Source organism: Pseudomonas sp. GW822-FHT06B12, assembly GCF_058799675.1.
Genome location: NZ_JBXALR010000001.1, coordinates 685,121 through 709,491, shown reverse-complemented (window position 1 = coordinate 709,491; position 24,371 = coordinate 685,121). Strand labels below are relative to the sequence as shown.

The 24,371-nt window shown below is 58.1% G+C and carries 16 protein-coding genes; 4 read left to right on the top strand and 12 right to left on the bottom strand.

The features are described from left to right. Positions 1-3: 3 nt before the first annotated feature. Genes AC1RKH_RS03350 through AC1RKH_RS03330 form a run of 5 tightly spaced genes read right to left on the bottom strand, consistent with a single transcriptional unit; the run spans position 4 to position 6,914 of the window. Positions 4-951 (bottom strand): NAD-dependent epimerase/dehydratase family protein, encoded by a 948-nt coding sequence (locus AC1RKH_RS03350; RefSeq protein WP_493061097.1) that lies wholly within the window; start codon positions 949-951, stop codon positions 4-6. Between the two features lie 7 nt (positions 952-958). Further along, positions 959-2,065 carry an HlyD family secretion protein gene (locus AC1RKH_RS03345; RefSeq protein WP_493061096.1) on the bottom strand — a complete coding sequence of 369 codons (1,107 nt, stop codon included), beginning with the start codon at positions 2,063-2,065 and terminating at the stop codon, positions 959-961. Positions 2,066-2,072: 7 nt separating this feature from the next. Further along, the gene (locus tag AC1RKH_RS03340; RefSeq protein ID WP_493061095.1) at positions 2,073-4,193 is read right to left on the bottom strand and encodes a TolC family protein; all 2,121 of its coding nucleotides are present in this window, start codon (positions 4,191-4,193) and stop codon (positions 2,073-2,075) included. 1 nt (position 4,194) lies between these two features. Further along, positions 4,195-5,523 carry a glycosyltransferase family 2 protein gene (locus tag AC1RKH_RS03335; RefSeq protein ID WP_493061094.1) on the bottom strand — a complete coding sequence of 443 codons (1,329 nt, stop codon included), beginning with the start codon at positions 5,521-5,523 and terminating at the stop codon, positions 4,195-4,197. 2 nt (positions 5,524-5,525) lie between these two features. Beyond that, the gene (locus AC1RKH_RS03330) at positions 5,526-6,914 is read right to left on the bottom strand and encodes a TackOD1 domain-containing metal-binding protein (RefSeq protein WP_493061093.1); all 1,389 of its coding nucleotides are present in this window, start codon (positions 6,912-6,914) and stop codon (positions 5,526-5,528) included. 841 nt (positions 6,915-7,755) lie between these two features. Between AC1RKH_RS03330 and mexE the strand changes: the two genes are divergently transcribed. Genes mexE through AC1RKH_RS03315 form a run of 3 tightly spaced genes read left to right on the top strand, consistent with a single transcriptional unit; the run spans position 7,756 to position 13,622 of the window. Next, a complete protein-coding gene (mexE, locus tag AC1RKH_RS03325; RefSeq protein ID WP_123424533.1) occupies positions 7,756-9,009 on the top strand; it encodes a multidrug efflux RND transporter periplasmic adaptor subunit MexE in 1,254 nt (417 codons plus the stop codon). 15 nt (positions 9,010-9,024) lie between these two features. Further along, positions 9,025-12,204 carry an efflux RND transporter permease subunit gene (locus AC1RKH_RS03320; RefSeq protein ID WP_493061092.1) on the top strand — a complete coding sequence of 1,060 codons (3,180 nt, stop codon included), beginning with the start codon at positions 9,025-9,027 and terminating at the stop codon, positions 12,202-12,204. Then, positions 12,201-13,622: an efflux transporter outer membrane subunit gene (locus AC1RKH_RS03315; protein ID WP_123424531.1), complete on the top strand. Its 1,422-nt coding sequence runs from the start codon at positions 12,201-12,203 to the stop codon at positions 13,620-13,622. Before AC1RKH_RS03320 ends, AC1RKH_RS03315 begins: the two co-directional genes overlap by 4 nt. 55 nt (positions 13,623-13,677) lie before the next feature. Here the strand turns inward: AC1RKH_RS03315 and AC1RKH_RS03310 are convergent, their stop codons facing one another. From AC1RKH_RS03310 to AC1RKH_RS03300, 3 genes are read right to left on the bottom strand one after another with little or no spacing between them, the layout of a single operon-like run. Next, positions 13,678-14,643, bottom strand: a complete 966-nt coding sequence (locus AC1RKH_RS03310; protein ID WP_493061378.1) for an HlyD family secretion protein — start codon at positions 14,641-14,643, stop codon at positions 13,678-13,680. Positions 14,644-14,648: 5 nt separating this feature from the next. Next, positions 14,649-14,849, bottom strand: coding sequence for a DUF1656 domain-containing protein (locus tag AC1RKH_RS03305; RefSeq protein WP_493061091.1), 201 nt, complete (start codon positions 14,847-14,849; stop codon positions 14,649-14,651). Next, positions 14,839-16,992, bottom strand: coding sequence for an FUSC family protein (locus tag AC1RKH_RS03300; protein WP_493061090.1), 2,154 nt, complete (start codon positions 16,990-16,992; stop codon positions 14,839-14,841). Before AC1RKH_RS03300 ends, AC1RKH_RS03305 begins: the two co-directional genes overlap by 11 nt. Before the next feature lie 184 nt (positions 16,993-17,176). Between AC1RKH_RS03300 and AC1RKH_RS03295 the strand changes: the two genes are divergently transcribed. After that, complete coding sequence (locus AC1RKH_RS03295) at positions 17,177-18,232, top strand: tetratricopeptide repeat protein (RefSeq protein WP_493061089.1); 1,056 nt, start codon at positions 17,177-17,179, stop codon at positions 18,230-18,232. 33 nt (positions 18,233-18,265) lie between these two features. On the opposite strand, the gene AC1RKH_RS03290 is transcribed toward AC1RKH_RS03295, so the two are convergent. The 4 genes from AC1RKH_RS03290 to AC1RKH_RS03275 form a co-directional block, all read right to left on the bottom strand. Beyond that, entirely contained in the window at positions 18,266-18,643 is a 378-nt protein-coding gene (locus AC1RKH_RS03290) for a response regulator (RefSeq protein WP_493061088.1), read from the bottom strand. Positions 18,644-18,720: 77 nt separating this feature from the next. Next, positions 18,721-19,902 carry a hybrid sensor histidine kinase/response regulator gene (locus tag AC1RKH_RS03285; protein WP_493061087.1) on the bottom strand — a complete coding sequence of 394 codons (1,182 nt, stop codon included), beginning with the start codon at positions 19,900-19,902 and terminating at the stop codon, positions 18,721-18,723. Beyond that, positions 19,892-20,710, bottom strand: a complete 819-nt coding sequence (locus AC1RKH_RS03280) for a CheR family methyltransferase (RefSeq protein WP_404942517.1) — start codon at positions 20,708-20,710, stop codon at positions 19,892-19,894. Before AC1RKH_RS03280 ends, AC1RKH_RS03285 begins: the two co-directional genes overlap by 11 nt. A gap of 36 nt (positions 20,711-20,746) precedes the next feature. Continuing rightward, positions 20,747-24,214: a response regulator gene (locus tag AC1RKH_RS03275; RefSeq protein WP_493061086.1), complete on the bottom strand. Its 3,468-nt coding sequence runs from the start codon at positions 24,212-24,214 to the stop codon at positions 20,747-20,749. Positions 24,215-24,371 lie beyond the last annotated feature (157 nt).

Genomic DNA, 24,371 nt, shown 5'->3' with positions numbered 1-24,371 from the left:
CAATCACCGATCGCCACAATCGATACTCCTGAGCAGCAGGCTCAAGCCGTCTGAAAAACGGGTTGGAGCGGTCAAGGAAAAACGCTCAAGCAGACGACTGTTGTCGGCTCGTGAATGCCGGATATCGCCGGAACGCGGCGCATCGTGGTTCAACGCCAAAGGCCGGCCCAGCACATCGCTTAACGTTGCGGCCAGGTCGTTGATGCTGGTGGATCGGTTAAACCCGACGTTGACCGGTTCGCTGCTCGCCCGCGACTCGTCAAGTGCCTGTACCAGCACCTTTACAAGATCCCCTACGTAGACAAAGTCCCGTGTTTGTTCGCCGTCACCATAAATAGTGATGGGGATGTTATTGCGGGCTCTCTCGCTGAAAATGCTGATGACCCCGGAGTAAGGCGACGACGGATCCTGACGCGGTCCATAAATATTGAAGAACCGTAGAATGACCGGGTCCAGAGCGTGTTGGCGTCGATAGAAATCCAGGAAATGCTCACTGGCCAGTTTGTCGGCGGCATAGGGTGTCAACGGAGCTTTAGGGCTGTCCTCGGTAATCGCCGTGCCCTCGCCATTGTTGCCATAGATCGCCGCACTGGAGGCATACACCACCCGTTTCACGCCAGCCTGGCGCATGGCTTCGCAGATATTCAGCGTCCCGACGAAATTGCTTTGGTGAGTGGCGACCGGGTCTTCGACCGAGGCCTGAACCGATGCGACTGCGGCCAGATGAACCACCGCTCTGCAATTTTTCAGAGCACGCACCACCGTTGGTGCGTCTGCGACGTCCCCCACCACCATGCTCAAATGCATGCTATCCACCGGTAGATTGGCCAGCTTACCGGTTGAAAGATCGTCCAGCACCCTGACGCTATGCCCGTCTTCGAGCAGCGCTTCGACAAGGTGCGACCCAATGAACCCGGCTCCGCCCGTCACGAGAATTCGATCGGCAGACATGATTGATTCACTCCTGGGTGGTCGTTGTCCGATCCATTGCGATGAGGCCCTCGAATCGTTCGATGAGTTCACGGCTGGCACTGAACATTTGTTGCCAATCGGTGGGGAAGCGAACATTCAACGGCAGTTGATCGATCCGCCAGCGCGGCGGCAACGCTTCATCAAACCGGGCCGCGACCTGCAAGCCCATTTCACTGGTGGCAAACGGTCCGCGTAATACCGTCGGCGTACGTCCGGCACTGTCTACCGCCTGGACCACATGGGCCGGTAACCAATCGCCGTTCGGCATGCGCACACGCAGGGGCTGACCGATAACGGCGTAGCTGATATTCAGCGGTTCCAGGTAAATCCACAGCAGCGGTTCCTCCAGTCGCTCCAGGCGCATCAGCAACGTGCCTGCACCGACGTTTTCGCCCGGATTGACCAGTACTTCGGCGATCCGACCACTCTGGACCGCCTTGACGGACAAAGCGGCCAGGCGCGTCTTCAGCCATTGTTGTTCGGAGTTCTGTTGAATGACCTCCCGCTCAAAGCCGGGTGGCGACTGGCGTGCCAATTGCTCTCGACGCTCAAACGCCAACAGGTCTGATTGATACCCGTCGCGTTCGGACTGCGCCGCCAGTACTTCCCCGCGTGTAGCAGCCCCCTGCTCGACGAGGTTTTCCAGCGCTCGAACCCGTTGCTCCGCCCTGCCCACCCGGGCCCTCAGCAACTGACGCTCCTTCTCGCCCAGCGCACCTTGCCCGGGTGGCACTGCATTGACCGGCATCGCGGCCAGTTGCAGCAACCGGGCACGCCACTCGGGATTGTCCAGACTGATCAGCTGTTGGTCGGCCTGCACCTGCTCGCCAGCCGTCACAAATAACTGATCGACCCGGCCGGCCTCACGGGCGCGAACCTCCAGAATAGGCAGGCGCAATTGTGCCGGTGCGTCGATCATCAGCATGCCGTACACCAGTTTGCCGCCCAGCCAGAGCAACGGACTGGCAACCAGTAGCAGGATCAGATACCAGCGCATGCGAAACGCCATGCGCTTGCCGGGCGCATACAACACACTCAGCCCGTGCTCCTGCGTGGGGTTCAGCTCTTTACGACTATCGAATCGAATTTTCATGAGCGGCTCACCATTTTGGGAAGTCTCGCCAGTCTTGCCAGTCGATGCCGGCAATCCCATAGGGTTGCAACTGTTCGCGCCAGGCGCTCACCTGATGTTGCAACTGTTGCGTCGACGAACCCGCCCAGCTCTCCGTGGCGGGCAATTGCGATTCCGTGCTTTGCGCCAGGCGAAATTGCAGAGCCGGCCAGCGTTTGGCGATTTGCTCGGCCATTCGTGCGCTGCTTTGCGGGTTGCGTGTGTAAATCATCAGGCTGACCTGACGCACGCCGACCTCAGGAAGCGCACACGGCACACAGGTCTGTCCCGGGTTTGCCTCAGCGAACCAGCGATGATGGCTGGAAATCTCGACCGGCCAAGGGCTCTCTTTTGACGCCGCACGCAAGGTCTCGAGCCAGTTTTTCAGGCGCTGATCAGGCACTGGCATCCCCAACTGCTCGACCTCCAGGTCCAAATGAAGGCTTGCGAATGAAAGCCCCTTCAATGTCTTCAGCAGATCAATCAGCGACTGCCGTTGCTGCGGCTCGATCCAGCCGGGGTCGCCGAGCAGAAGGCTCACTTGTAGACCCTGGCGTGCCGCCTCCTGAAGCAGTTGCTCGATTCTCGGGCGGGTGACGGCAAAATCGTTGAGTTGCGAGGCCTTGAGTCCGAGATAGATTTTATCCATACCGGCCTTGCGCAACGCCTGCAGCTGCGCCGAACGTCGGGCAGGATCGAGCAACGCCTCGCTGTCCCAGACGTAACTGGCCTGGGACCATTTGCCCGGCCCCGGTGATGGCAAGGTACGGCGCGGTTGCGCGGGATCGGCAACGGGGGACGCGGCCAGTGTGGTGTTCGGCGATGACCATTGTTGATGTTCCTCGCCCAACAGTGCCGCAAAGCGCGGGTTGTCATCGGTGAGGAGGTTCAAATCCGCCTGACGCAACCAGGCTGCATGCCAGGCCGCAATCGAATCGAAAGCTGTCTGAAAATAAATACGTTGGGTGGTGAGCGAGTTTTCCAGATTGCCACCCGGTGCCTGGCGTCTGCGTTCCTCTTCATCGAAGGCCCTTTGAGCAATTTGCGATTGCTGACGAGACTGATTGATCGTCGCCAATGCTCCGCTGTACGCCCGCAATGCCCTGCTCAGCTCCAGCCCCAGTGCACGCTGTTCAGCGACGACACGCTCAGTGGCCGCTTCGTAGCGCGCATCGGCGACTTGTTGGCGAGCACGAGTATTGCCGACCAGATCGAATGGCACGGAAAAAACCAGACTGGCCACCAGGCCACTACCCGCTTTGTCAGAATTGTTGTTGTACTGCTGAGAGTCGGCCAGTACCACATCGGAATCGATGGAGGTGTACCAGGGGGTGTCGCGCTCACGATCAGCCTGGTCGCGCAGGTTCTGCTTTTCGGTCACCCGCGGATGCTGATTCAACAGCGCCTGCCATTGCACCAAAGGTTGTGGTCTTGTCGCCAAAGGTTCCGCGACGGCCTCCGCGGTCGGAGGAATGTCGCTCATGCTGACGCGGGCCAGATCCTCGCGAATGTCAGCCTCGACCTGGCGCAACGCGTTGCAACGGCTTGCAACCCCCTCCCACTCGCTCATTTGCAACTCAGCCTCGGAACCCCGCATCAGCTGAGACTGCAACCGCGAACGAAGGGTCGTGCCGGCCCGTTCGGCAACAGGAATGAGTTTGCTGCACAATGCGACTTCCTGTTGCACGCGCCACCAATCGGCGTACGCACTGCGCAGGGCCAGCCGCTGGCTGGCCTGTTCCAACGCAATGCGCAACTGCTGTCGTTGACGTTCGTATTGATTGGCTTGCACCAGATCCAGTTGGCGCTTGAGACTCCCCAACAATGGGTGACGAATGCCCAGGCTGACATTGCGACCGTAGTAATCATTGCGGATATCTTGTGTCACCAGTTCTCGGTAGCGACCGACGCTAGCGCCGGCAAAAGCATGCCATCCGGCCTCGTCTTCAGAAAGTTTGGACTCTGCTTCAAGCGCGTGCAGGTCAGCCTGGCCAGCAAGAAACAAAGGATCGGATTGTTGCCTGTCGATCAACGCCTGAAGGGTCAGGGGTTGCGCGACCAGCGCCGCAGGGGGCAACGACAACGTCAGGGCCAGAAATATCGATCGCATATCAAAACCTCGTGGCTCGTTTGAGAACCCACCAGGGCGCCATCGCGGTTTCTTCATGGCCACGACGAAATATCTCGTTGAGCATGGCCACTGCACTCCAGCACCGTATAAGCATCATGAACAACGGGAATACCGGTACCAGCAGCGCCAGTGTCATGTCCTGTCGAGGTCGGTCGGACACCATCAACAACATGGCGCCGAACATCATCGCGGTGATCATCAAGTACAAGAGATAAATCAGCGCAAACAGAAACAACAGCGTCTTGCCGGGGAGCACAAACAGCGCCAGCAAGGTGTAGCCGAAAATAATGAACGGCAGCACCAACTGAAAGAAAAAGCCGCTGACCAAAATCATCAGGAAAGTCGGCCAGCCCAGCAAAGCCGGGTTGATGTTGTGGTTGTGCTTTCTGACGTACAGAAAAAACAGGTCTCCGTCCCAGCGCAGTCGTTGCATCAGAAACTGCCTGAGAGTTGCCGGTGCGTCGGTATGCCCAATCGCCTCCGGCTCGAACGGGATCCTCAAGCCGTGACGCTTGAAGTAGCTTTTGATCCGCAGCGTCAGATCGAGATCCTCCGCTGTATGGGTATTCCAGCCGCCGATCTTCACCAGGAAACTGCGGCGGAAAGCGCCGAAAGCACCGGAGACGTTGTTGACCAGATTCCACTCGGCCAAACCGATTTTCGACATATGGATCGAGAGCAGGTATTCCAGCGCCTGCATCGCGGTGACCCAGGAGCCCCATACATTACGTACGCGCAAACTACCGGCGACCGCCGGCACCGAAGGGTCCTCGAAATGCCGCACGATGGCGCTGACCATCGTGTTATCAAAGGAGGTGTCACCATCGAGCGCCATCACGATTTCTCCGCTGGCATGGGCCAGGCCGGCGTTCAATGAAGACACCCGCCCGCCCCTTTGCCATTTGGCAATGGGCCGCAAATGGCGGCGGGGGTACAACTGCGGGTCAACCCGAAACTGGCGAACGGCACTGAGGGTCGGCTGGTTCATCGTGGCCCCATCGACCACCGGAATCATTTCGATGTGCCCGGGGTACGTTTGCTCGCACAGGCTTAACAGCGTCGTCTGAACATCCATCCCTTCGCTGTAGCAGGTGATGATGCAGGACACTTTGGGTCGGTACAGACTGAGCGGCACAACACTGCTGCGCTTGCGGGCAAACCAGCGCAAAACGCCCAGCATCACCATGAACGTCAGTGGCAGTTCAAAAAGCAGAAACATTGGAAAGAGCATGTAGAACAACCGACTCAATCCATCCGGTCCCGCGAGCGCGCCGAGCGCGTTATAGAGTTGCTCCAGTAATGGGCTCATGGTCACACCAGCTCGCTGGCCAGACGGGCCAGCAGTAGTTCGCCATCTTCTTGCTCAAGCAAATCCTCAGGCGCAGTGAAACTGACGACACGCAGGGCGATGTCACTGACTTCTGGCGCGGAAAACAACTCAGCGACCCGGCTCAAGCGCTGTTTGACACTGACCAGACCGGCCTTGTCGGTATGGGGAAGCATGATCCAGAAAAACTCTTCCGTACTCCGGGAGCAACGGTCTGTTTCCCGGACGGTTTCCTTCAGCCGATCGGCAAGGCTATCGATAAAGGCATGCCCGCGGTGCTCACCCAGACGAGACAATGTACTGGTCAGATTGACGAAGCGCAGACCGATCACTGAGAAAGCCGGAAGTTGATAACGGCGCACGACCTGGAGCTGCCAGGTCAGAAACTCATAAAAGTCTTTGCCGCCCAACAAATTGAGGCGGCCGAAGTGATCGACTGATCGGTCGTTGAAGTCCTGGCGACAGCGCAAACGCCCTGCTTCTGCCAGCCGGAAGTCTCTGACTTCCCGTACCCGCAACTTATCGGGTGCGTGCGAAAGGCCGCAGTCCAGACACCGCGCCAGCACATCGGCGTCGACAAAGAATGCCTGGCATGACCTGCAGCGATAATTCTCCAGCGGACGATCATAGTCGCTGCCGATATGTCGCAAACGGTTCAGGCAATTGGGACACAGCAAAACGTTATCTTTGAGAAAGGATTCCTGAGGCCCGACATGCCCACAGGTAAAACAGTGCAAGGAGGGCTGCCTTGAAATGTCCAAAGCCTGGCATTCGGCACACACGTCAATGTAATTAAGCCGGCCCGAGCCACAACCTGAACAGAGCCGGATGCGATCGACCAGAACGCCCTCTTCGAGCCAATCCTGTTGCACCATTAAACTGAGCCAGACGAAAGGATTGACCTGCTCGTTATCGGCCAGTGCTTCGAGCAAGGGATAGCGATAATGCTGGGGGACTTCCGGATCTCGCAGAGCAAACACATGGGCGTTGGCGCGTAACCACAACCATGACAGCACCCGACTTTCAAATCGTTCGGGAGCCGAACCCTGCGTGAATAACGCGAAGCGTTCTTGCCACACATTCCACAACGTCTTTATTTCGCTGGTTTCGGCAGGACACGCTCCATCTCCTAACGCTTCACACCAGTCGTCCTGGTCTCGACAACAGTAAATGAGGGTGTAGCGATAAGGGGGAGCCGAGCGTAACTTGCGAAGCACTCGCCCAGCGTAAGTCGCCGGCATGTCCAGCAGCAGAACATCAAATACGGGAGCGGCCAGCAAGCTGCTTATATCAGTAAAGTGCTCAAATTCGAGAACATTAGAGCTGGAAACCCTATTGCCAAGAATCGCAATCCGAGGATTTGGAACCGGCATGTCGCACTCCCCCTTACAGGTAGGCGAAATGTGATTAACAGAAGACTATCAACACTAGCACCCCGCCAGAAAAGCGCCTGACTTATTGAGGAGTTTTTTCTGACACTAAAACGCCAAAATATCGCCACCGCTACAGACTCAAACTAGCAACCATTAATAACATTATGTGATAAGAGCCACTTAATTATACAAATCACTTAATATTCATATAGTTACGATTTAACGTTTTACCTTGAGTATATAAACTCAAGGCAGTCATTAGCTAACAGCCATTATTTAGCCATCCGTCAATCGCACTACCAAAGCGCCATAAAACAAACACTCAATGCTTTTCGGTAAAAAATTTAACATGCCATACCGCTTATCAATCAATGAGCTCATGATTTCAGTGGGTATAACAGCCCATCAATATCCATTCCAGTGCTTAGTTAATAACTATCAGTTGTTACTCTGCCTTTACACTGCTAGCGTATTAATATTAGCCAATGAAAACACGTTAAGGTCTGGGTTTTGTATCGGGGCTGATAGCCTCTTCGCGAGCAAGCTCGCTCCCACAGTTAATCTTCAGTGCACACCGGTTTGGCGTCCGGCATAGATCCAGTGTGGGAGCGAGCTTGCTCGCGATGGCCGCGACCCGGTTTTCAGCCTGACCTTTGCATTCCGTGCAACACTGAATTGTCAGTGCGCAGATTGATAGCCACCTAACGAAAGCCCCATGCTAGAGGGCTCACTTCGCACTTATATCATTCCGAATGATAGTTACCTTTGCTTCATTCGATTCGTGAGATACAAGCCCGCCGAGCATCATCCGTCCATCTCAATACAATTGGCGGATGCATCCATGGAACAGTCACTCAAACATTTGCGCTTCCCCTTGGCCGTTCTGGCCTTGCTGGTGATGAGCGCCTGCGGCAAGACCCCGGGCACCGCTGCCGCCATGCCTGCGGCCAAAGTCAGCGTGGCCAAGGTGCTGGAACAACCGGTCAACGAATGGGACGACTTCACCGGCCGCCTCGAAGCACCGGAAACCGTCGAGATTCGTCCTCGGGTGTCTGGCCAGATCGATGAAGTCGCTTTCACCGAAGGTGCACTGGTGAAAAAAGGCGACCTGCTGTTCCAGATCGATCCTCGACCGTTCCAGGCTGAGGTCCGCCGCCTTGAAGCCCTGGTTGCCCAGGGCCGCGCCAATGCTACCCGCAGCGAAAATGAAGCCCAACGCGGTGAACGCCTGCGCACCAGCAACGCGATTTCTGCAGAACTGGCCGACTCGCGCAGCAGCGCCGCCCAAGAAGCTCGAGCCGCTGTCGGCGCGATCCAGGCGCAACTGGACCTGGCCAAACTGAACCTCAGTTTCACCCGCGTCACCGCACCGATCAGCGGCCGCGTCAGCCGTGCCGAAATCACCGCCGGCAACCTGGTCACCGCCGACGTCACCGCGCTGACCAGCGTGGTCTCCACCGACAAGATTTACGCCTACTTCGACGCCGATGAGCGTGTGTACCTCAAGTACACCCAGCTCGCCCGCCAGGGCCAACGCGGTCAAACCACTCCGGTTTACCTTGGCCTGTCCAATGAAGAAGGCAACCCACACCTGGGCCAGATGAACTTCGTCGACAACCAGGTCAACCCGAAAACCGGCACCATTCGTGGTCGCGCGGTGTTTGATAACAGCAAGGGCGAATACACCCCCGGCCTCTACGCTCGCCTGAAGCTGGTGGGTAGCGGGACCTATTCCGCCGTGCTGATCAACGACGAAGCCGTCGGTACCGATCTTGGTAAAAAGTTCGTACTGGTGATGGACGCCGACAACAAATCGGCTTATCGCGCCGTCGAACTGGGGCCGAAGATCGAAGGATTGCGCATTGTGCGCAGCGGCCTGAGCAAGGACGACACGATCATCGTCAAGGGTCTGCAACGGGTGCGTCCGGGCTCACCGGTGACGCCTGAAGTGATTCCGATGGCCAGCCAGGAAACCCTCGCGGCCCTTGCTCAACAACGTCAAGCGCTTGAAGCCAGCAACCTGCCCCAAGTCGCACCTGCCAAGGTTGCGCCGGGTACGGCTGTGAAACTCGCCGCTGCGACTCCACGCGGTTAAGGGACGACAACTCCGATGAATTTTTCCCAATTCTTCATTTCACGGCCGATCTTCGCAGCGGTGCTCTCGCTGCTGATCCTGATCGCCGGCAGCATCTCGCTGTTCCAGCTACCGATCAGCGAATACCCGGAAGTCGTGCCACCGACCGTGGTGGTTCGCGCCAACTTCCCGGGTGCCAACCCCAAAGTCATCGGTGAAACCGTGGCCGCTCCGCTGGAGCAAGCCATCACCGGCGTCGAGAACATGCTGTACATGTCCTCGCAGTCCACCGCTGACGGCAAGATCACCCTGACCATCACCTTTGCGCTGGGCACCGACCTGGACAACGCTCAGGTGCAGGTGCAGAACCGCGTCACCCGCTCCGAGCCCAAGCTGCCCGCAGAAGTGACCCGGATCGGTATCACGGTGGACAAGGCCTCGCCCGACCTGACCATGGTTGTGCACTTGACCTCGCCGGACAAACGCTACGACATGCTCTACCTGTCCAACTATGCCCTGCTCAACATCAAGGATGAGCTGGCGCGGTTGGGCGGTGTCGGTGACGTGCAACTGTTCGGTATGGGCGACTACTCGCTGCGGGTCTGGCTCGATCCGAACAAGACCGCTTCACGTAACCTGACCGCGACCGATGTGGTCAACGCGATTCGCGAGCAGAACCGTCAGGTTGCCGCCGGTGCCCTGGGTGCTCCGCCTGCGCCGAACGCCACCGCGTTCCAGCTCTCGGTCAACACTCAAGGTCGCCTGGTCTCCGAGGAAGAGTTCGAGAACATCATTATTCGCTCCGGCGAAAACGGTGAAATCACTCGCCTCAAAGACATTGCTCGCGTCGAACTGGGTTCCAGTCAGTACGCCTTGCGCTCCCTGCTGAACAACCAACCGGCCGTAGCGATCCCGATCTTCCAGCGTCCGGGCTCCAACGCTATCGAGATCTCCAACGAAGTGCGCGCCAAAATGGCCGAGCTGAAGAAGAACTTCCCCGAAGGCATGGACTTCAGCATCGTGTATGACCCGACGATTTTCGTTCGCGGTTCCATCGAGGCTGTGGTGCACACGCTGTTCGAAGCACTGATTCTGGTGGTGCTGGTGGTGATCCTGTTCCTGCAAACCTGGCGCGCCTCGATCATTCCGTTGGTGGCGGTACCGGTATCGCTGATCGGTACGTTCGCAGTGATGCACCTGTTCGGCTTCTCGCTTAACGCGCTGTCGTTGTTCGGATTGGTACTGGCCATCGGTATCGTGGTCGACGACGCCATCGTGGTGGTGGAAAACGTCGAACGAAACATCGGTCTGGGGCTCACGCCAGTCGAAGCGACCAAGCGCGCCATGCGTGAAGTAACCGGCCCGATCATCGCCACCGCGCTGGTACTGTGTGCGGTGTTTATCCCGGCGGCCTTCATCTCCGGGTTGACCGGGCAGTTCTACAAGCAGTTCGCCTTGACCATTGCGATTTCCACGGTGATCTCGGCCTTCAACTCGCTGACCCTGTCGCCAGCCCTGGCTGCCGTCCTGCTCAAAAGCCATGACGCGCCCAAGGACCGCTTCTCGAAAGTCCTCGACGGGATCTTCGGTGGCTGGTTGTTCCGTCCGTTCAACCGCTTCTTTGATCGTGCCAGTCATAGCTACGTAGGCACCGTGGGTCGTGTGATCCGCAGCAGCGGCATCGCCCTGCTGCTGTACGCCGGCCTGATGGCGTTGACGTTCCTCGGTTTCTCCAACACACCGACCGGTTTCGTGCCGGGCCAGGACAAGCAATACCTGGTGGCCTTCGCCCAACTGCCGGACGCGGCGAGCCTGGACCGTACTGAAGATGTGATCAAGCGCATGTCCGACCTGGCCCTGAAACAGCCTGGCGTGGAAAGCGCAGTGGCCTTCCCGGGCCTGTCGATCAACGGCTTCACCAACAGCCCGAATGCCGGCATCGTGTTCGTGACCCTGAAACCGTTCGACCAACGCAAGGACCCAAGCCAGTCGGCCGGTGCGATTGCCGGTGCCTTGAATGGCCAATACGCCGGGATTCAGGAAGCCTACATGGCGATCTTCCCACCGCCGCCAGTACAGGGCCTGGGCACCATCGGTGGTTTCCGCCTGCAGATCGAAGACCGGGGCAACCTGGGCTATGACGAGCTGTATAAAGAAACCATGAACATCATCACCAAGAGCCGCAGCGTGCCGGAACTGGCCGGGCTGTTCACCAGCTATACCGTGAACGTGCCACAGGTCGATGCCGCCATCGACCGTGAAAAAGCCAAGACCCACGGCGTGGCCGTCAGCGACATCTTCGACACCCTGCAGATCTATCTGGGTTCGTTGTATGCCAACGACTTCAACCGCTTCGGTCGCACCTATCAGGTCAACGTTCAGGCCGAGCAGCAGTTCCGCCTTGAACCGGATCAGATCGGTCAGCTGAAAGTGCGCAACAACAAAGGCGAGATGATCCCGCTGGCGACCTTCATCAAGGTCAGCGACACCTCGGGTCCGGACCGCGTGATGCACTACAACGGCTTTATCACTGCTGAAATCAACGGTGCCGCAGCCCCAGGCTACAGCTCCGGCCAAGCGCAACAGGCCATCGAGAAACTGCTCAAGGACGAACTGCCTAACGGCATGACCTACGAGTGGACCGACCTGACCTACCAGCAGATTCTGTCCGGCAACACTGCGTTGTTCGTGTTCCCGCTCTGCGTACTGCTGGCGTTCCTGGTACTGGCCGCGCAATACGAGAGCTGGAGCCTGCCACTGGCGGTGATCCTGATCGTACCGATGACGCTGCTGTCAGCGATTACCGGGGTGATTCTGTCCGGTAGCGACAACAACATCTTCACCCAGATCGGCTTGATCGTACTGGTGGGGCTGGCCTGTAAGAACGCGATCCTGATCGTCGAGTTCGCCAAGGACAAGCAAGAGGAAGGTATGGACTCGCTCAGCGCGGTACTGGAAGCCTGCCGTCTGCGTCTGCGGCCGATCCTGATGACCTCCTTCGCCTTCATCATGGGTGTGGTGCCTCTAGTGTTCTCCAGCGGTGCCGGTGCAGAAATGCGTCATGCCATGGGTGTGGCGGTGTTCTCCGGGATGCTCGGGGTGACCTTCTTCGGTCTGTTGCTGACGCCAGTGTTCTACATATTGATCCGTCGTTTTGTGGAGCGCGGCGAAGCACGCAAAGCGGCCAAGGCCCTGAAACTGGAGGCGCAACAATGAGTCTGAAAGTCTTCCTGCCGAGTTTGCTGGTACTGGCCCTGAGCGCCTGTGCCGTAGGCCCGGACTACAAGACGCCGCTTACTGCGGCGGCCAACATCACGGCCGCCACCGACGGCGCAAACGGTCAGAAGAACTTCGACCGCGCACGCTTCGAAGGTATCTGGTGGAAGCAGTTCGACGACCCGGTCCTCAATCAGTTGGTGACCCAGTCGTTGCAGGGCAACCGTGATCTGCGAGTGGCATATGCCCGCTTGAAGGCGTCTCGTGCGTTTCGTGATGACGCGGCCACCCAGACCACACCCAACGTCACCGCCCGCGCCAGCAGCGACTTGGCCAAGGGCCAGATTCCCGGCCAGACCACTGACCGCGTCAACAGCGAGCGCTATGACCTGGGCCTGGACATGGCCTGGGAAGTCGACCTGTTCGGCCGTATCCAGCGCAATCTGGAAGCAGCCGATGCCGATCAGCAAGTGGCCGAAGCCGATCTGTACCAACTGCAAGTCAGCATGATTGCCGAACTGGTGGACGCTTACGGTCAACTGCGCGGTGCGCAACTGCGGGAAAAAATCGCGCTGGCCAACCTGAAGAACCAGCAAGAGTCGAGCAAGATCACCGTGAGCCTGCGTGATGCCGGCGTCGGTGATCAGCTCGATGTGGTTCGCGCTGATGCCCGCCTCGCTGCCGTCGAAGCCAGTGTGCCGCAACTGCAAGAGGTGCAGGCACGCCAACGCAACCGCATCGCCACCCTGCTGGGTGAACGGCCGGACAAACTGACGGTCGATCTCAGCCCGGCTAACTTGCCGGCGATTGCCAAGGCCTTGCCGATTGGTGATCCGGGTGAGCTGCTGCAACGCCGTCCGGATATCCGTAGTGCCGAACGCAAGCTGGCCGCCGCCACCGCCCGCATCGGCGTGGCCAAGGCCGATCTGTTCCCACGGGTCAGCCTCAGCGGTTTCCTCGGCTTCACCGCCGGGCGTGGTTCGCAGATCGGCTCGTCGGCAGCCAGCGCCTGGGCGCTCGGCCCAAGCATTACCTGGGCAGCGTTTGACCTGGGCAGCGTGCGCGCTCGTTTGCGGGCAGCCGATGCTAACGCCGAAGGCGCCCTGGCGACCTACGAACAGCAAGTCTTGTTAGCGTTGGAAGAGTCGGAGAACGCTTTCTCCGATTACGGTAAACGTCAGCAACGCCTGATCTCGCTGATTCGTCAGAGTGAGTCGAGCCGTGCCGCAGCTGACCTGGCACAAATTCGCTACCGTGAAGGCACCGCGGATTTCCTGGTGCTGCTCGACGCGCAACGTGAACGCCTGGCGGCCGAGGACTCCCAGGCCCAGGCCGAGGTTGACCTTTACCGTGGCATCGTCGCCATTTACAAGGCGCTCGGCGGTGGCTGGCAACCCGAGACGGTCGCCAGCAAGTAACCCTTCAAGAGCTCCTTTGGTTGGCCGCAACCAACCAATTTTTTTGCCCCGCGCCTCATTCGGTCGCGGGGCTTTTTTTGGTCGCCAGGACCGTCACCGTTGCCGTGGTGCCAGCGCGCAGGCGGTTTTTGCCCGCATAGTCGGCGTCGATATCGATCCGTACCGGCACCCGTTGTGCCAGTTTGACCCAGGTGTAGCTGGGATTGATGCTGGCCAACAGTCGGCTGCCCGGCGAGTTCTCCCGGTCAGCAATGGCGAACGCGATGCTTTGCACCTTGCCACCAAAGGTTTCGCCACTCATCAGTTGAATCCTGACTCGATCCCCCTCCTCAATTCTTGGCAACTTGGTTTCTTCAAAATAGCCACTGACATAAAACGAATCGCTGTCGACCAGTGCCAACAGCGCGCTGCCCGCAGCGGCATAGTCGCCCTGGCGAGTCAGCAGGTTGGTGACGTAACCACTGACCGGCGCCTCGACCCGTGTGCGCTGCAAGTCCAGTTCAGCCTGGGTCAACGCGGCAATCGCCAGCTGCACATTGGCTTGAGCCAACCCCAGATTGGCTTGATTGCGCAGCAGGTCTGCCTGTGCCACCGCCACTTCAGTACTGGACTTCTCCCACTCTTCCCCCGAAACCGCAAACTTCTGCTTGAGGGTGCGCCGCCGCTGCTCTTCGCTCTGGCGCTGCTTAAGCAACGCATCACTGGCAACAATCGCGGCGTGTGACTGACCCAAAGCGGCCTTGGCGACCTCCACCGAACGCTTGGCACGTTCGACCGCCAGCGTATAGCGGGCCGGGTCGATTTCCAGTAGCAGGTCGCCCTTCGTTACATGCTGATTGTCTTGGACATGCAGACCGACGATGCGCCCGGACACATCAGCGGAGAGTGTCACCACGTCGGCGCGAACCCGTGCATCGCGAGTCCAGGGCGCGCGGGTGTAATGCTCCCAGGCAAACCAGCCAAGCACGATGGCCAGCACTACCACTATCAGGGTCAAGCTTTGAGCGAGGATTTTCTTCAACGTCATCAAGCTCCCATCAGCAGAACTACGGTCGCGCAGACGCACGCGTACAGCGCCCCCTCGAACAGCGCCTCATGCCAGACCAAACGCAGCAGGCCGACACGGCGCAAGGCCCAGTCCAGCAACAAAAAGATCGGCAGCGCCAGTAACAAAGCCTGGGCGATCGGAGGCAAGTAGACACCGCCTATTTCGAAATCAATGGGCAAGAACCGGTACTCCTTCTTCTGATGGCACCAGCAGTGAGCGATAACGCTCCAGAAACGCTGCGACAATCAACAACGAAACGCGCATCCGGAATATCGACCACAAAGTGTCGTGGGCGGTCGGCGATCCATCGGCATGCAGGTCGTCGAGCTCATCACCGAGTATCCGCAAGTCATTAAGCAACGGCGCCAGCTCGACACCGCGCCGGCCGGCAACCAGTCTTCCCGCCTCGCGTACCGCGGTCAGTAGACGGACTCGCATTGGCTGGTTCAGCAAGACATTGCTGAGGTTCAGGCTTTGCTGTTTCAATTGGTTCAAGGCCACACCGAATGCCATACACCCGAGGCTGGCTTCAAAAAGCTCGTTCGAGCGCGGATTATTGGCGGCCGGCAATACCCCCAACATCATGGTCAAGCGGTCGACCATGCGACTTTCAAAAGCGAATTGCTGTTCATCGGTGGCCGAGGCTTTCTGCAAGGCATACACCTGCTCGCGGTTTTCCTTGAACAGTCGACGGATCCGCAACGCCGGATTGAAGGGGAAAATCAACGCGTAAACCATTACTGCAAGCACACACGCACTGCTATAAGCGCCCGCAAACTCGAACCACTGGCTTGCCGTGTTCTGCCCGATACCGATGTTCTGCGGAGCGATCATCAGAAATCCCGAAAGCCCCAGCCCCATGCCGATGCCGGCGGTCGCAGGGCTCGACAATCCCACGGCAACCACATAGAGCAGTGGCGTAAATATCAGCGCCAGCAACTCGAAGCTGTTAATCGCCGGCACCAGCATGAACTGGTAGAACGCCGATACCACCAATCCCAGCACTAGCCCCCTGGCGTAGTTCAGGCTGGCCAGCAACGGACGTGGCAACGTCGCCATCAGCGAGCAGAGGATGCCTATCAGGACCATCCCGGCACGGGCGCCGTCCCAACCGGTTTCGATCCAGATCATTCCGCCAACCAGCAATGCCGTGAACGCTCGAATAGCGTTCATCGTCGCCAGGGTGAAATCCAGGTGCAATGGATTGATCTGGCCCTCCCGGTAAATACAACTGGCCGCGCGCCCTTCCTGTATCGCCTCGCTGAGCTCAAGAATCTGCTCCAGTTGCTGCAGCATCCGGGCCTGCTCCCACCGTAGCGCCCAAGCCAGTGAGCGCAAGGTCGCCGGCATCGCCTCGACCCGTTGTTCGGCTTTTTGCGCCTGACGGTCGAAGCGTTGCTGCAGTGCGGTAAAGTGCTGGCGAGACTCGGCCGAAAGCGCACGCCCGTGAACGGCCAACTCATCAAGAAATGTCAGTTCTTCTGCCCGCAAGCGCTGGATATCCTCAGGAAGCTCGCCTTTCCAGCGCTCACTGAGCAGCAGCCGCTGATGGCGCAGGACGGTCAGCCGCGAACTCAGTAACACCAATTGGTTACCCAGCAACTGCACCAGGCCATTGGCCTCGCGCAAGCGTGGCGCATCGAAATACAAATGCCGACGCAAGCCCTCCAGCGCGCTGATCTCGCCCAGGAGTTTCATTTGCCGTTGATGAAAATCGGCCTCGCTTTCTTCGGTACGAATCACCGCCGCCGCGTGAGTCGCCGTTAGTTTGATCAATTGGTCGACCTTGGCGAAGTAACCGCGCGCCACGGCTTCCGGCCGTGCTGTCAGCAAACTCACGACACAGACACACGCCACCGCCAGCAGGTTTTCAGTCACCCGGGTGATGGCCAGCATCAAGGTGTTGTCTTGATCGGGCTGAGCCAGCAGCGCGACGACCACCGCGGTGTAGCCGCTCAACACAAACGCCTGGGAACTGGTGTAACGCAGCAATGTGCCGCCGGCGGTGCAAAACCCCAGCCATATCGCCAGTGTGACAATGAACGGCAGCGGCGCTTGCGGAAAAATCGCCATGATCAGTACCGCCACAGCGGCACCGAGAGTGGTGCCGATGATCTGACCAAAACTCCGTGCCAACGCCATGCCGCCCAACGGCTGGCTGACAATCACCACGGTCATGATCGACCATTTGGGCTGATCCAGGTCGAAGAGAAACGCCAGATAAAGGGTCAACAGGCCAGCCGCGATGGTCCTCAACGCAAACAGCAACGTTGCCTGACCAGGGTTCATGACCATTTTGAAATAGTGGATCAGCGGCTGCATGGGTTAGCTCGATCAGTCATCTCCAGCAAGCGTATCACTGCGACGCTACGTTGGGAGGTTTCAGAGCCTTCAGGTCAGCTTGAGCCCATCGAGTATGCGTTGAACCGAGTTCGGGGTTTGACTCGCAGCGCCGGCTGACCGAAGCTGACGGCTTTGCAAACGCTGTCAAATTCCGGATTCCTGCATGCCCAAGCCTCGCCGTCACCTGTTCATCAGCCTGCTTGTCCTGATTGCCGTCGGTATTGCCTGGTTTTCGTTGCGCAGCACGACGCCCGTGGTACCGCCTGCAATCAAGCAGGGCTATCACGACGCCATGGAAAAAGCCCGCAATGGCCAACCTGGCGCGGCGCGAGTGCTTTATCAGCAACTGGCGCGTCCGGACTTATCAGACACGCGTCGTGTCTTGTTGCATGCCGAACTGCCGAACTACCCGAGCCCGCAGGCGCTGAAACTGGCAGACGCCGACCTGCAAAACCCGGTGGTCGAAGTTCGCCTGGCCGCAATCAAAAGCATTGTCGGGCTGGTGCCCAATGGCCAGCGCAGCCTGTTGCTCGGGCCCTTGCTCGATGACAGCGAGCAAGCCGTGCGTTTTGCCACAGCGAATGCATTATTGGGGCTTTCACCGGATGATCTGGGGTTGTACTTCGGCCCTTTGCAGCAGGTCATCGATGAGTATGAGCACTCGCTCAAAGGTCAGCCCGAAAGCGCCGGGACCCACTATCAACTGGCTCGCCTGTACCTGCACAACGCCGAACTGAAAGAAGCACAGCAAGCGCTCGATCAGACATTACGCCTGGATCCGGGCAACCTGCCGGCACTGGTGATGCAGATCGAGGTGCTGGATAAACAGGGCCAGGTCGATGCTGCCCAGCAAATGCTGGCCAAACAGCTGAAAACCCAACCTGATTCTGCCTATCTGCAGCATGCGCTGGGGTTGTGGTTGCTGCATCACGGACAAAGCGAGTTCGCCCTGCTCGGCCTTTCAAAAGCAGTGGAACTGGAACCCGACAACAAGGAATACCGCTACGACCTGGCGACTACCTTGCACGGTCAGGAAGAACTCGATGCGGCGCAAAAGCAACTGCAAGAGATTGTTCAGCGTCACCCGGCCGATCGCAAGGCACGGGTGCTGCTGATCAACTACTGGAAGGAAAGCGGCCAGTTGCAGAACGTTCAGGTGCTGCTAGCGCAGCTTGAGCAGATGAATCCGGATGATCCGGCGTTACAGCAGGGACTGTAGAAGACCACGGTTTTCGACAGACACACCGTGGGCTTACGAAAGCATGTCCTGCATCAGTGCCTGCAACTCATCAAGGTCGAACGGCTTGGCCAGGATCGGTGCTTTTTGCGCGATCGGGCTGCCAGACTCACGAATTTCCTGCGGGTAACCGCTGATGAAAATCACCTTGAGCTCCGGTCGCAATTTCACGGCGGGTTCGGCGATCTGTACCCCGGAGATGCCGCCGGGCAGACGGTAATCGGTGATCATCATGTCCAGGTGCGGTTTGCTGGCCAGAATTTCAAAGGCCTGTTCACCATCGACAGCCTGCAAAACCCGATAGCCTTCACCCGACAGATAGGCGACCAGTACCATCAGGATCGAGGGGTCATCTTCAACGATCAATACGACGTCTTGTGCATCTTCACTCATGGGAAGCCTTTGTTCGGTCAATAGCTGCAGATACGACCCTGCGGTCTTGCAGAGGTTGCGTTACTTGGGCAGTTTTCCTACAGCGGTAGGCAAACACGAAATAACGAGCCTTGATTAATCTTGCTCTCAACCGTGATGTATCCGCCATGGGCAGCGACGATCTGCTCGGAAATAAACAGCCCCAAGCCAAGCCCGGCCACTGCGGTTTTCGCCGATACACGCTCGAACTGCTGGAAAATTCGCTGCTGGTTTTCCTCGCTGATGCCAATCCCCTGGTCCCGGACCTCCACTCGCGCTTCGCCGTCCTGGCTATACACGTACACTTCAATCGGGTTCCTGGCGCCATAACGCAGGGCGTTGGTCAGCAGATTGCACACCACCTGCTCGATGCGGAACTCATCCCAATGGCCTTCCACCGGTTGCGGCGCGACCAACGTCACCGACGATTCGGCGGACTCCAGCTGCGGCGCAAAATTCTGCAACAGGTTGCCCACCAATTGCGCCAGGTCAAACCGGCTGGGGCGGATGGACAACTTGCCCGTGCGAATCCGCGACACATCGAGCATGTCCTCGATCAAACGAATCAGGCTCTTGATCTGCCGCTCATCGCGATCGACCATCGCGTGCATCTTGTCCAGGGTAAACGCCGCAGCATTGTCCCGGGCCAAGTGCATCTTGCGCAGTTGGGTTTCGAGGATCAGCCCGTTCAACGGCGTACGCACCTCATGAGCGACGATCGACATGAAGTCATCGCGCATGCGCACGGCCTGCTCCAATTCGTTCTGGGTGGCCTGCAATTGCTTGAGTAACGCCTCCTGCTCACGGCGGCTTTTCTCCAGGGCTTCGACCTGCAGTTTCATCGCCTTGCGTTGTCGGTACAGGTCGACAAACACATTCACCTTGCTTTTCACTGCGTGAATATCCAGCGGTTTCTGCAGAAAGTCCACGGCACCGCTTTCGTAACCCTTGAAGGCGTAATTGCGCTCTCGTCCAGCAGCACTGACGAAGATTATCGGAATGTTCCGGGTTTTCTCGGTACCGCGCATCAATTCGGCCAGTTCGAAGCCATTCATGCCGGGCATCTGCACATCGAGAATGGCAATGGCGAACTCGTGCTGCAGCAGCAATGACAAGGCTTCGTCTGCCGACAGCGCCTTGTACACCGTACGGTCTTCACGCTTGATCAGCGCTTCGAGAGCCAGCAGGTTCTCCGGCAGATCGTCGACGATCAGCAATTTGGCCTGGATATTACTCAGCATGCTTGCGGTAGATCCGTTCTTGTTTGACCAAAGGTTCGAATTGCTTACCGTAGGTTGAGAACTCCAGGGTTTCCTTGCTTCCCAGCACCAGGAAACCACGGTGACAAAGCGACTCATGAAACAGCCCGAAGGCGCGATCCTGCAGCTTTTTATTGAAATAGATCAATACATTGCGACATGAAATTAATTGAGTTTCTGAAAAAACACTGTCTGTCGCCAGGCTGTGATCGGCGAAGGTCACGTTCTCACGTAGGGTCTTGTCGAAAATCGCGTGGTCATACGCTGCCGTATAGTAGTCGGCGAACGAGCACTGGCCACCGGCCTGCTGGTAGTTATGGGTGTAGGCACGGATGTTTGCCAGCGAGAAAATCCCTTGTTTGGCCTTTTCCAGCGAACGCGGGTTGATATCAGTGGCGTAGATAATGGTGCGCTCCAGCAAGCCCTCTTCGCGCAGCAGAATCGCCATCGAATAGACCTCTTCGCCCGTGCTGCAACCGGCGATCCAGATCTTGATCGAGGGGTAGGTCTTGAGCAGCGGCACCACTTCCTGACGGATCGCCTGGAAGTGTGCAGGGTCGCGAAACATCTCGCTGACCGGAATCGTCAGCAGCTGCAGCAACTGCATGAACGCCGTCGGGTTGTGCAATACCCGCTCCTGTAGCGCGGAAATGGTCTTGCACTCGAACTGATGCAAGGCGTGATTGACCCGACGCTTAATCGAAGCGCCGGAGTAGTCACGAAAGTCATAGCTGTATTTGAGGTAGATCGCTTCGATCAGCAGCCTTAGCTCGATGTCAGGGTCTGTCATCAGTTATTTCCTGTGCTGCGCCGGCCCTGCGTTCCACTAGATTCTTTCCATCTTCGGTAACCACACGCGAATCAGCGAGAAGAGCCGATCCAGGTCGATGGGCTTGGCCAGATAATCGTTGGAGCCCGCTTGCAGGCAGCGTTCCTGATCGTCCTTCATGGCCTTGGCCGTCACCGCGATGATCGGCAGTTTGCGCCAGCGCGGGTCCTTGCGGATCAAGGTGGTGGCTTCAAAACCATCCATCTCCGGCATCATCACGTCCATCAGCACCAGGTCGATGTCATCCACTTCATTGAGTTTCTCGATCGCTTCACGGCCGTTACGGCCAATCACCACGATGGCGCCCTTGTGCTCCAGTGCACTGGTCAGCGCGAAGATGTTGCGCACATCGTCGTCCACCAACAGCACCTTGCGACCTTCGAAGACCTTGTCGCGGCTGCGAGCAGTCTTGAGCATCCTTTGCCGTTCATGGGACAACCGCGATTCGACTTTGTGCAGAAAGAGTGTCACTTCATCGAGCAAGCGCTCTGGCGAACGCGCGCCCTTGATGATGATCGAGCGTGAATACTTGCGCAGATCCGCTTCTTCATCACGGGTCAGGTTGCGCCCGGTGTAGACGATCACTGGCGGGAACGAGCAGATGTCTTCGGTGGACATGCGCTTGAGCAAGTCATTGCCGAGCATGTCCGGCAGTTTCAGGTCGATGATCATGCAGTCATAAATAGTATCGCGCAGCAGGTCCAGCGCCTCCTGGGCCAGGCCGACGGCGGTGATCTCGATATCATCGTCACCGATCAGCCGGGCAATGCTGTCGCGTTGCAGGTCATCGTCTTCCACCAGCAGCACGCGTTTGACCTTTTGGGTCAACTTGGCTTCCAGTCGCGCGAACACATCCTTGAGCTCTTCGCGAGTCGTCGGCTTGAGCGCATAACCGATGGCGCCCATATGCATGGCGGCTTCGACACGGTCCTCGACGGAAATCACATGGACCGGAATATGACGGGTTTCGGCATGTTCCTTGAGACGCTGCAATACCGTCAGCCCGGAATGGTCCGGCAAGCGCATGTCCAACAGGATCGCATCCGGCATGAATTGTGTCGCCAGGTCGTAACCTTCATCGGCACCGTGAGCCACCAGGCATTGATAGCCCAGTTCGTGGGCCAGATCGAAGAGGATATGCGCAAAGTTCACTTCATCTTCCACCACCAGGATGCAGCGAGTGGTAAATGGCGCATTGTCACGGTCATCGGCAAAGCGCGCAATGCCCACTTCGGCAATGGACGGTACGGGCGCGGCGCAAACCTTGGGTGCAGCGACGACTGACGCGATCTTCATCGGCTCAACAGGCTCATCGCCAGGTTCGACGTACTGCTCGGGCATCACCAGCGTGAATGAACTGCCCTGCCCCGGTTCGCTGATGACGCTGATCGAACCTCCGAGCAACGCCGCCAGGTCACGCGAGATCGACAAGCCCAGCCCCGAGCCCCCGTAACGACGGTTGGTGGTGCCATCGGCCTGACGGAAGGCCTCGAAAATACTTTCCTGCTGATCGCGGGCGATGCCGATACCCGAGTCACCGACTATAAAGGCAATGCCCGCGTCCGGATGCCGGGTGACGGTCAGGCTGACAGAGCCCTTCTCGGTAAATTTGACGGCATTCGACAGCAGGTTCTTGAGCACTTGCTCCAGACGCTGACGATCGGTGAACAGCATCAACGGCGCATCCGACTGCAGTTCGACATTGAACGCCAGGTGTTTGTCCGCTGCCAGTGGTTCAATCATGTCGCGCAAGCCGTCCACCAGGCGCGCGACGCTGGTGTTTTCGGGGCGTATTTCAAGCTTGCCGGCTTCGACCTTGGAAATGTCGAGAATGTCGTTGATCAGGTTGAGCAGATCGTTGCCAGCCGAGTAAATCGACTCGGCGAACTTTACCTGCTCGGCACTGAGATTTTCGTGTGGGTTCTCTGCCAGCAACTTCGCGAGAATCAACGAACTGTTCAGTGGTGTGCGCAGTTCGTGGGACATATTGGCGAGGAATTCGGACTTGTACTTGCTCCGCTCCTCAAGTTGTACCTGGGCCAGGTTCAACTCCCCGTTCTTGCGATCCATCGTATCGCGCTGCTCGGCCAGGATTTGTGCTTGCTCGGCAAGCTGTTCGTTGGTCCGCTCAAGCTCGAACTGCTGGGTCTCCAGGTTCGCCTGGGATTCTTTGAGAATCCGCGACTGCTCTTCCAGCTCTTCGTTGGCGCTCTTCAGTTCTTCTTGTTGCACCTGCAACTCTTCATTGAGTTGCTGGGTTTCGGCCAGCACTTCCTGCAACCGCTGACGATAGCGCGCCGCTTCGATGGAGGTGCCGATGTTCCCGGCAATCAACTCCAGCAGTTCGATATCACGCTCGGTCAGGGCCCGCAGGAAACCCAGTTCGATCACGCCGTTGACCCGGCCGTCATCACTGACCGGCACCACCAGTACGCTGCGTGGCGCTCCTTCACCCAACCCGGAGCTGACTTTGAAGTAGTCGACCGGCACTTCATCCAGACGAATCAACCGACCCTGTTGTGCCGCCTGGCCGGTAATGCCCTCACCGCTGTAGATCGCTTGCTCGCGCTCTTCCTGCTCACGGGAGAAGCCATAAGAAGCTATGCGCGTGAGGCCGCCGTGTTCTTCTTTCACATACATCGCGCCGACGGCGGTGCCCAGGTACTGCGCGCAGAATTGCAGAATATTGCGACCCAGCAGGTTCAGCGTCAGTTGCCCCAGCACCTGTTCCGCCAACTCGGTCTGGCCATTGCGCAGCCAGGCTTGCTGCTCCAGACGTTGTGCGCTCTTGTGCTGCTCGGCGAGGTTGACACTGTGGCTTTTCGACAGGCTGAGCAGATCGCGCCGACCGACATAGGCCAATAAACCACTGACACCGACAACAAACAGCAAATACAGGGCGATGGTCCAGATCGTCGTGCGGCGAACGTCTTCGTTGCGAGTGGTGCGTAGCTGTTGTTCTATGTCGATGACATCTTCGTACTGCTTGCGGATTTCATCGGTCAGTCGCTTACCCCGGCCAGACTTCACGGCAGCCCGGTAATCACCGCCGCTGCGCTGCAAATCGATCATTCTTTGCGCGTAATCGTTCCACTCGACCTGCAAAGCCTCGAGCCTGTGCAGGCGATCGACCTGTGGCGGGTTATCGGCCGTCAGCTCCTGCAAGGTCTTGAGCGCGGCAAGGATTCTCGGTTTGGCCGTTTCATAGGGATCGAGAAAATGCTCGTCACCGGACAGCAAAAAACCACGCATTCCGGTTTCCAGGTCGACCGTCAGCCTTACCGCTTCGTTGGCGTTATTGATCACCCGGTCCGTGTGCTCGACCCACTGGATTACCGAGAACAGATAGCTGATCAAGGAGACGAAAAACACCGCGCTAAGCACGCCCACACCCAGCGGCAAACTGATGTTGCGGCTCAGGACGTTGCGAAAACGTTGCTCATCAGCCGAAGACGAAGAAGTCATTAGGTGGCCTTGGTGAACGGTTGTAGATGAAGGAGTTTGCCCCATAAACGCGTCAGGGATCTATTTTTCTGGCGCCTGCGCCGACGATATCCGGCAGCGCTCTACACTGACTCTAGAAGAACGGTTCTGCTGTCGACTCCTGTACAGTGGTTCTTTT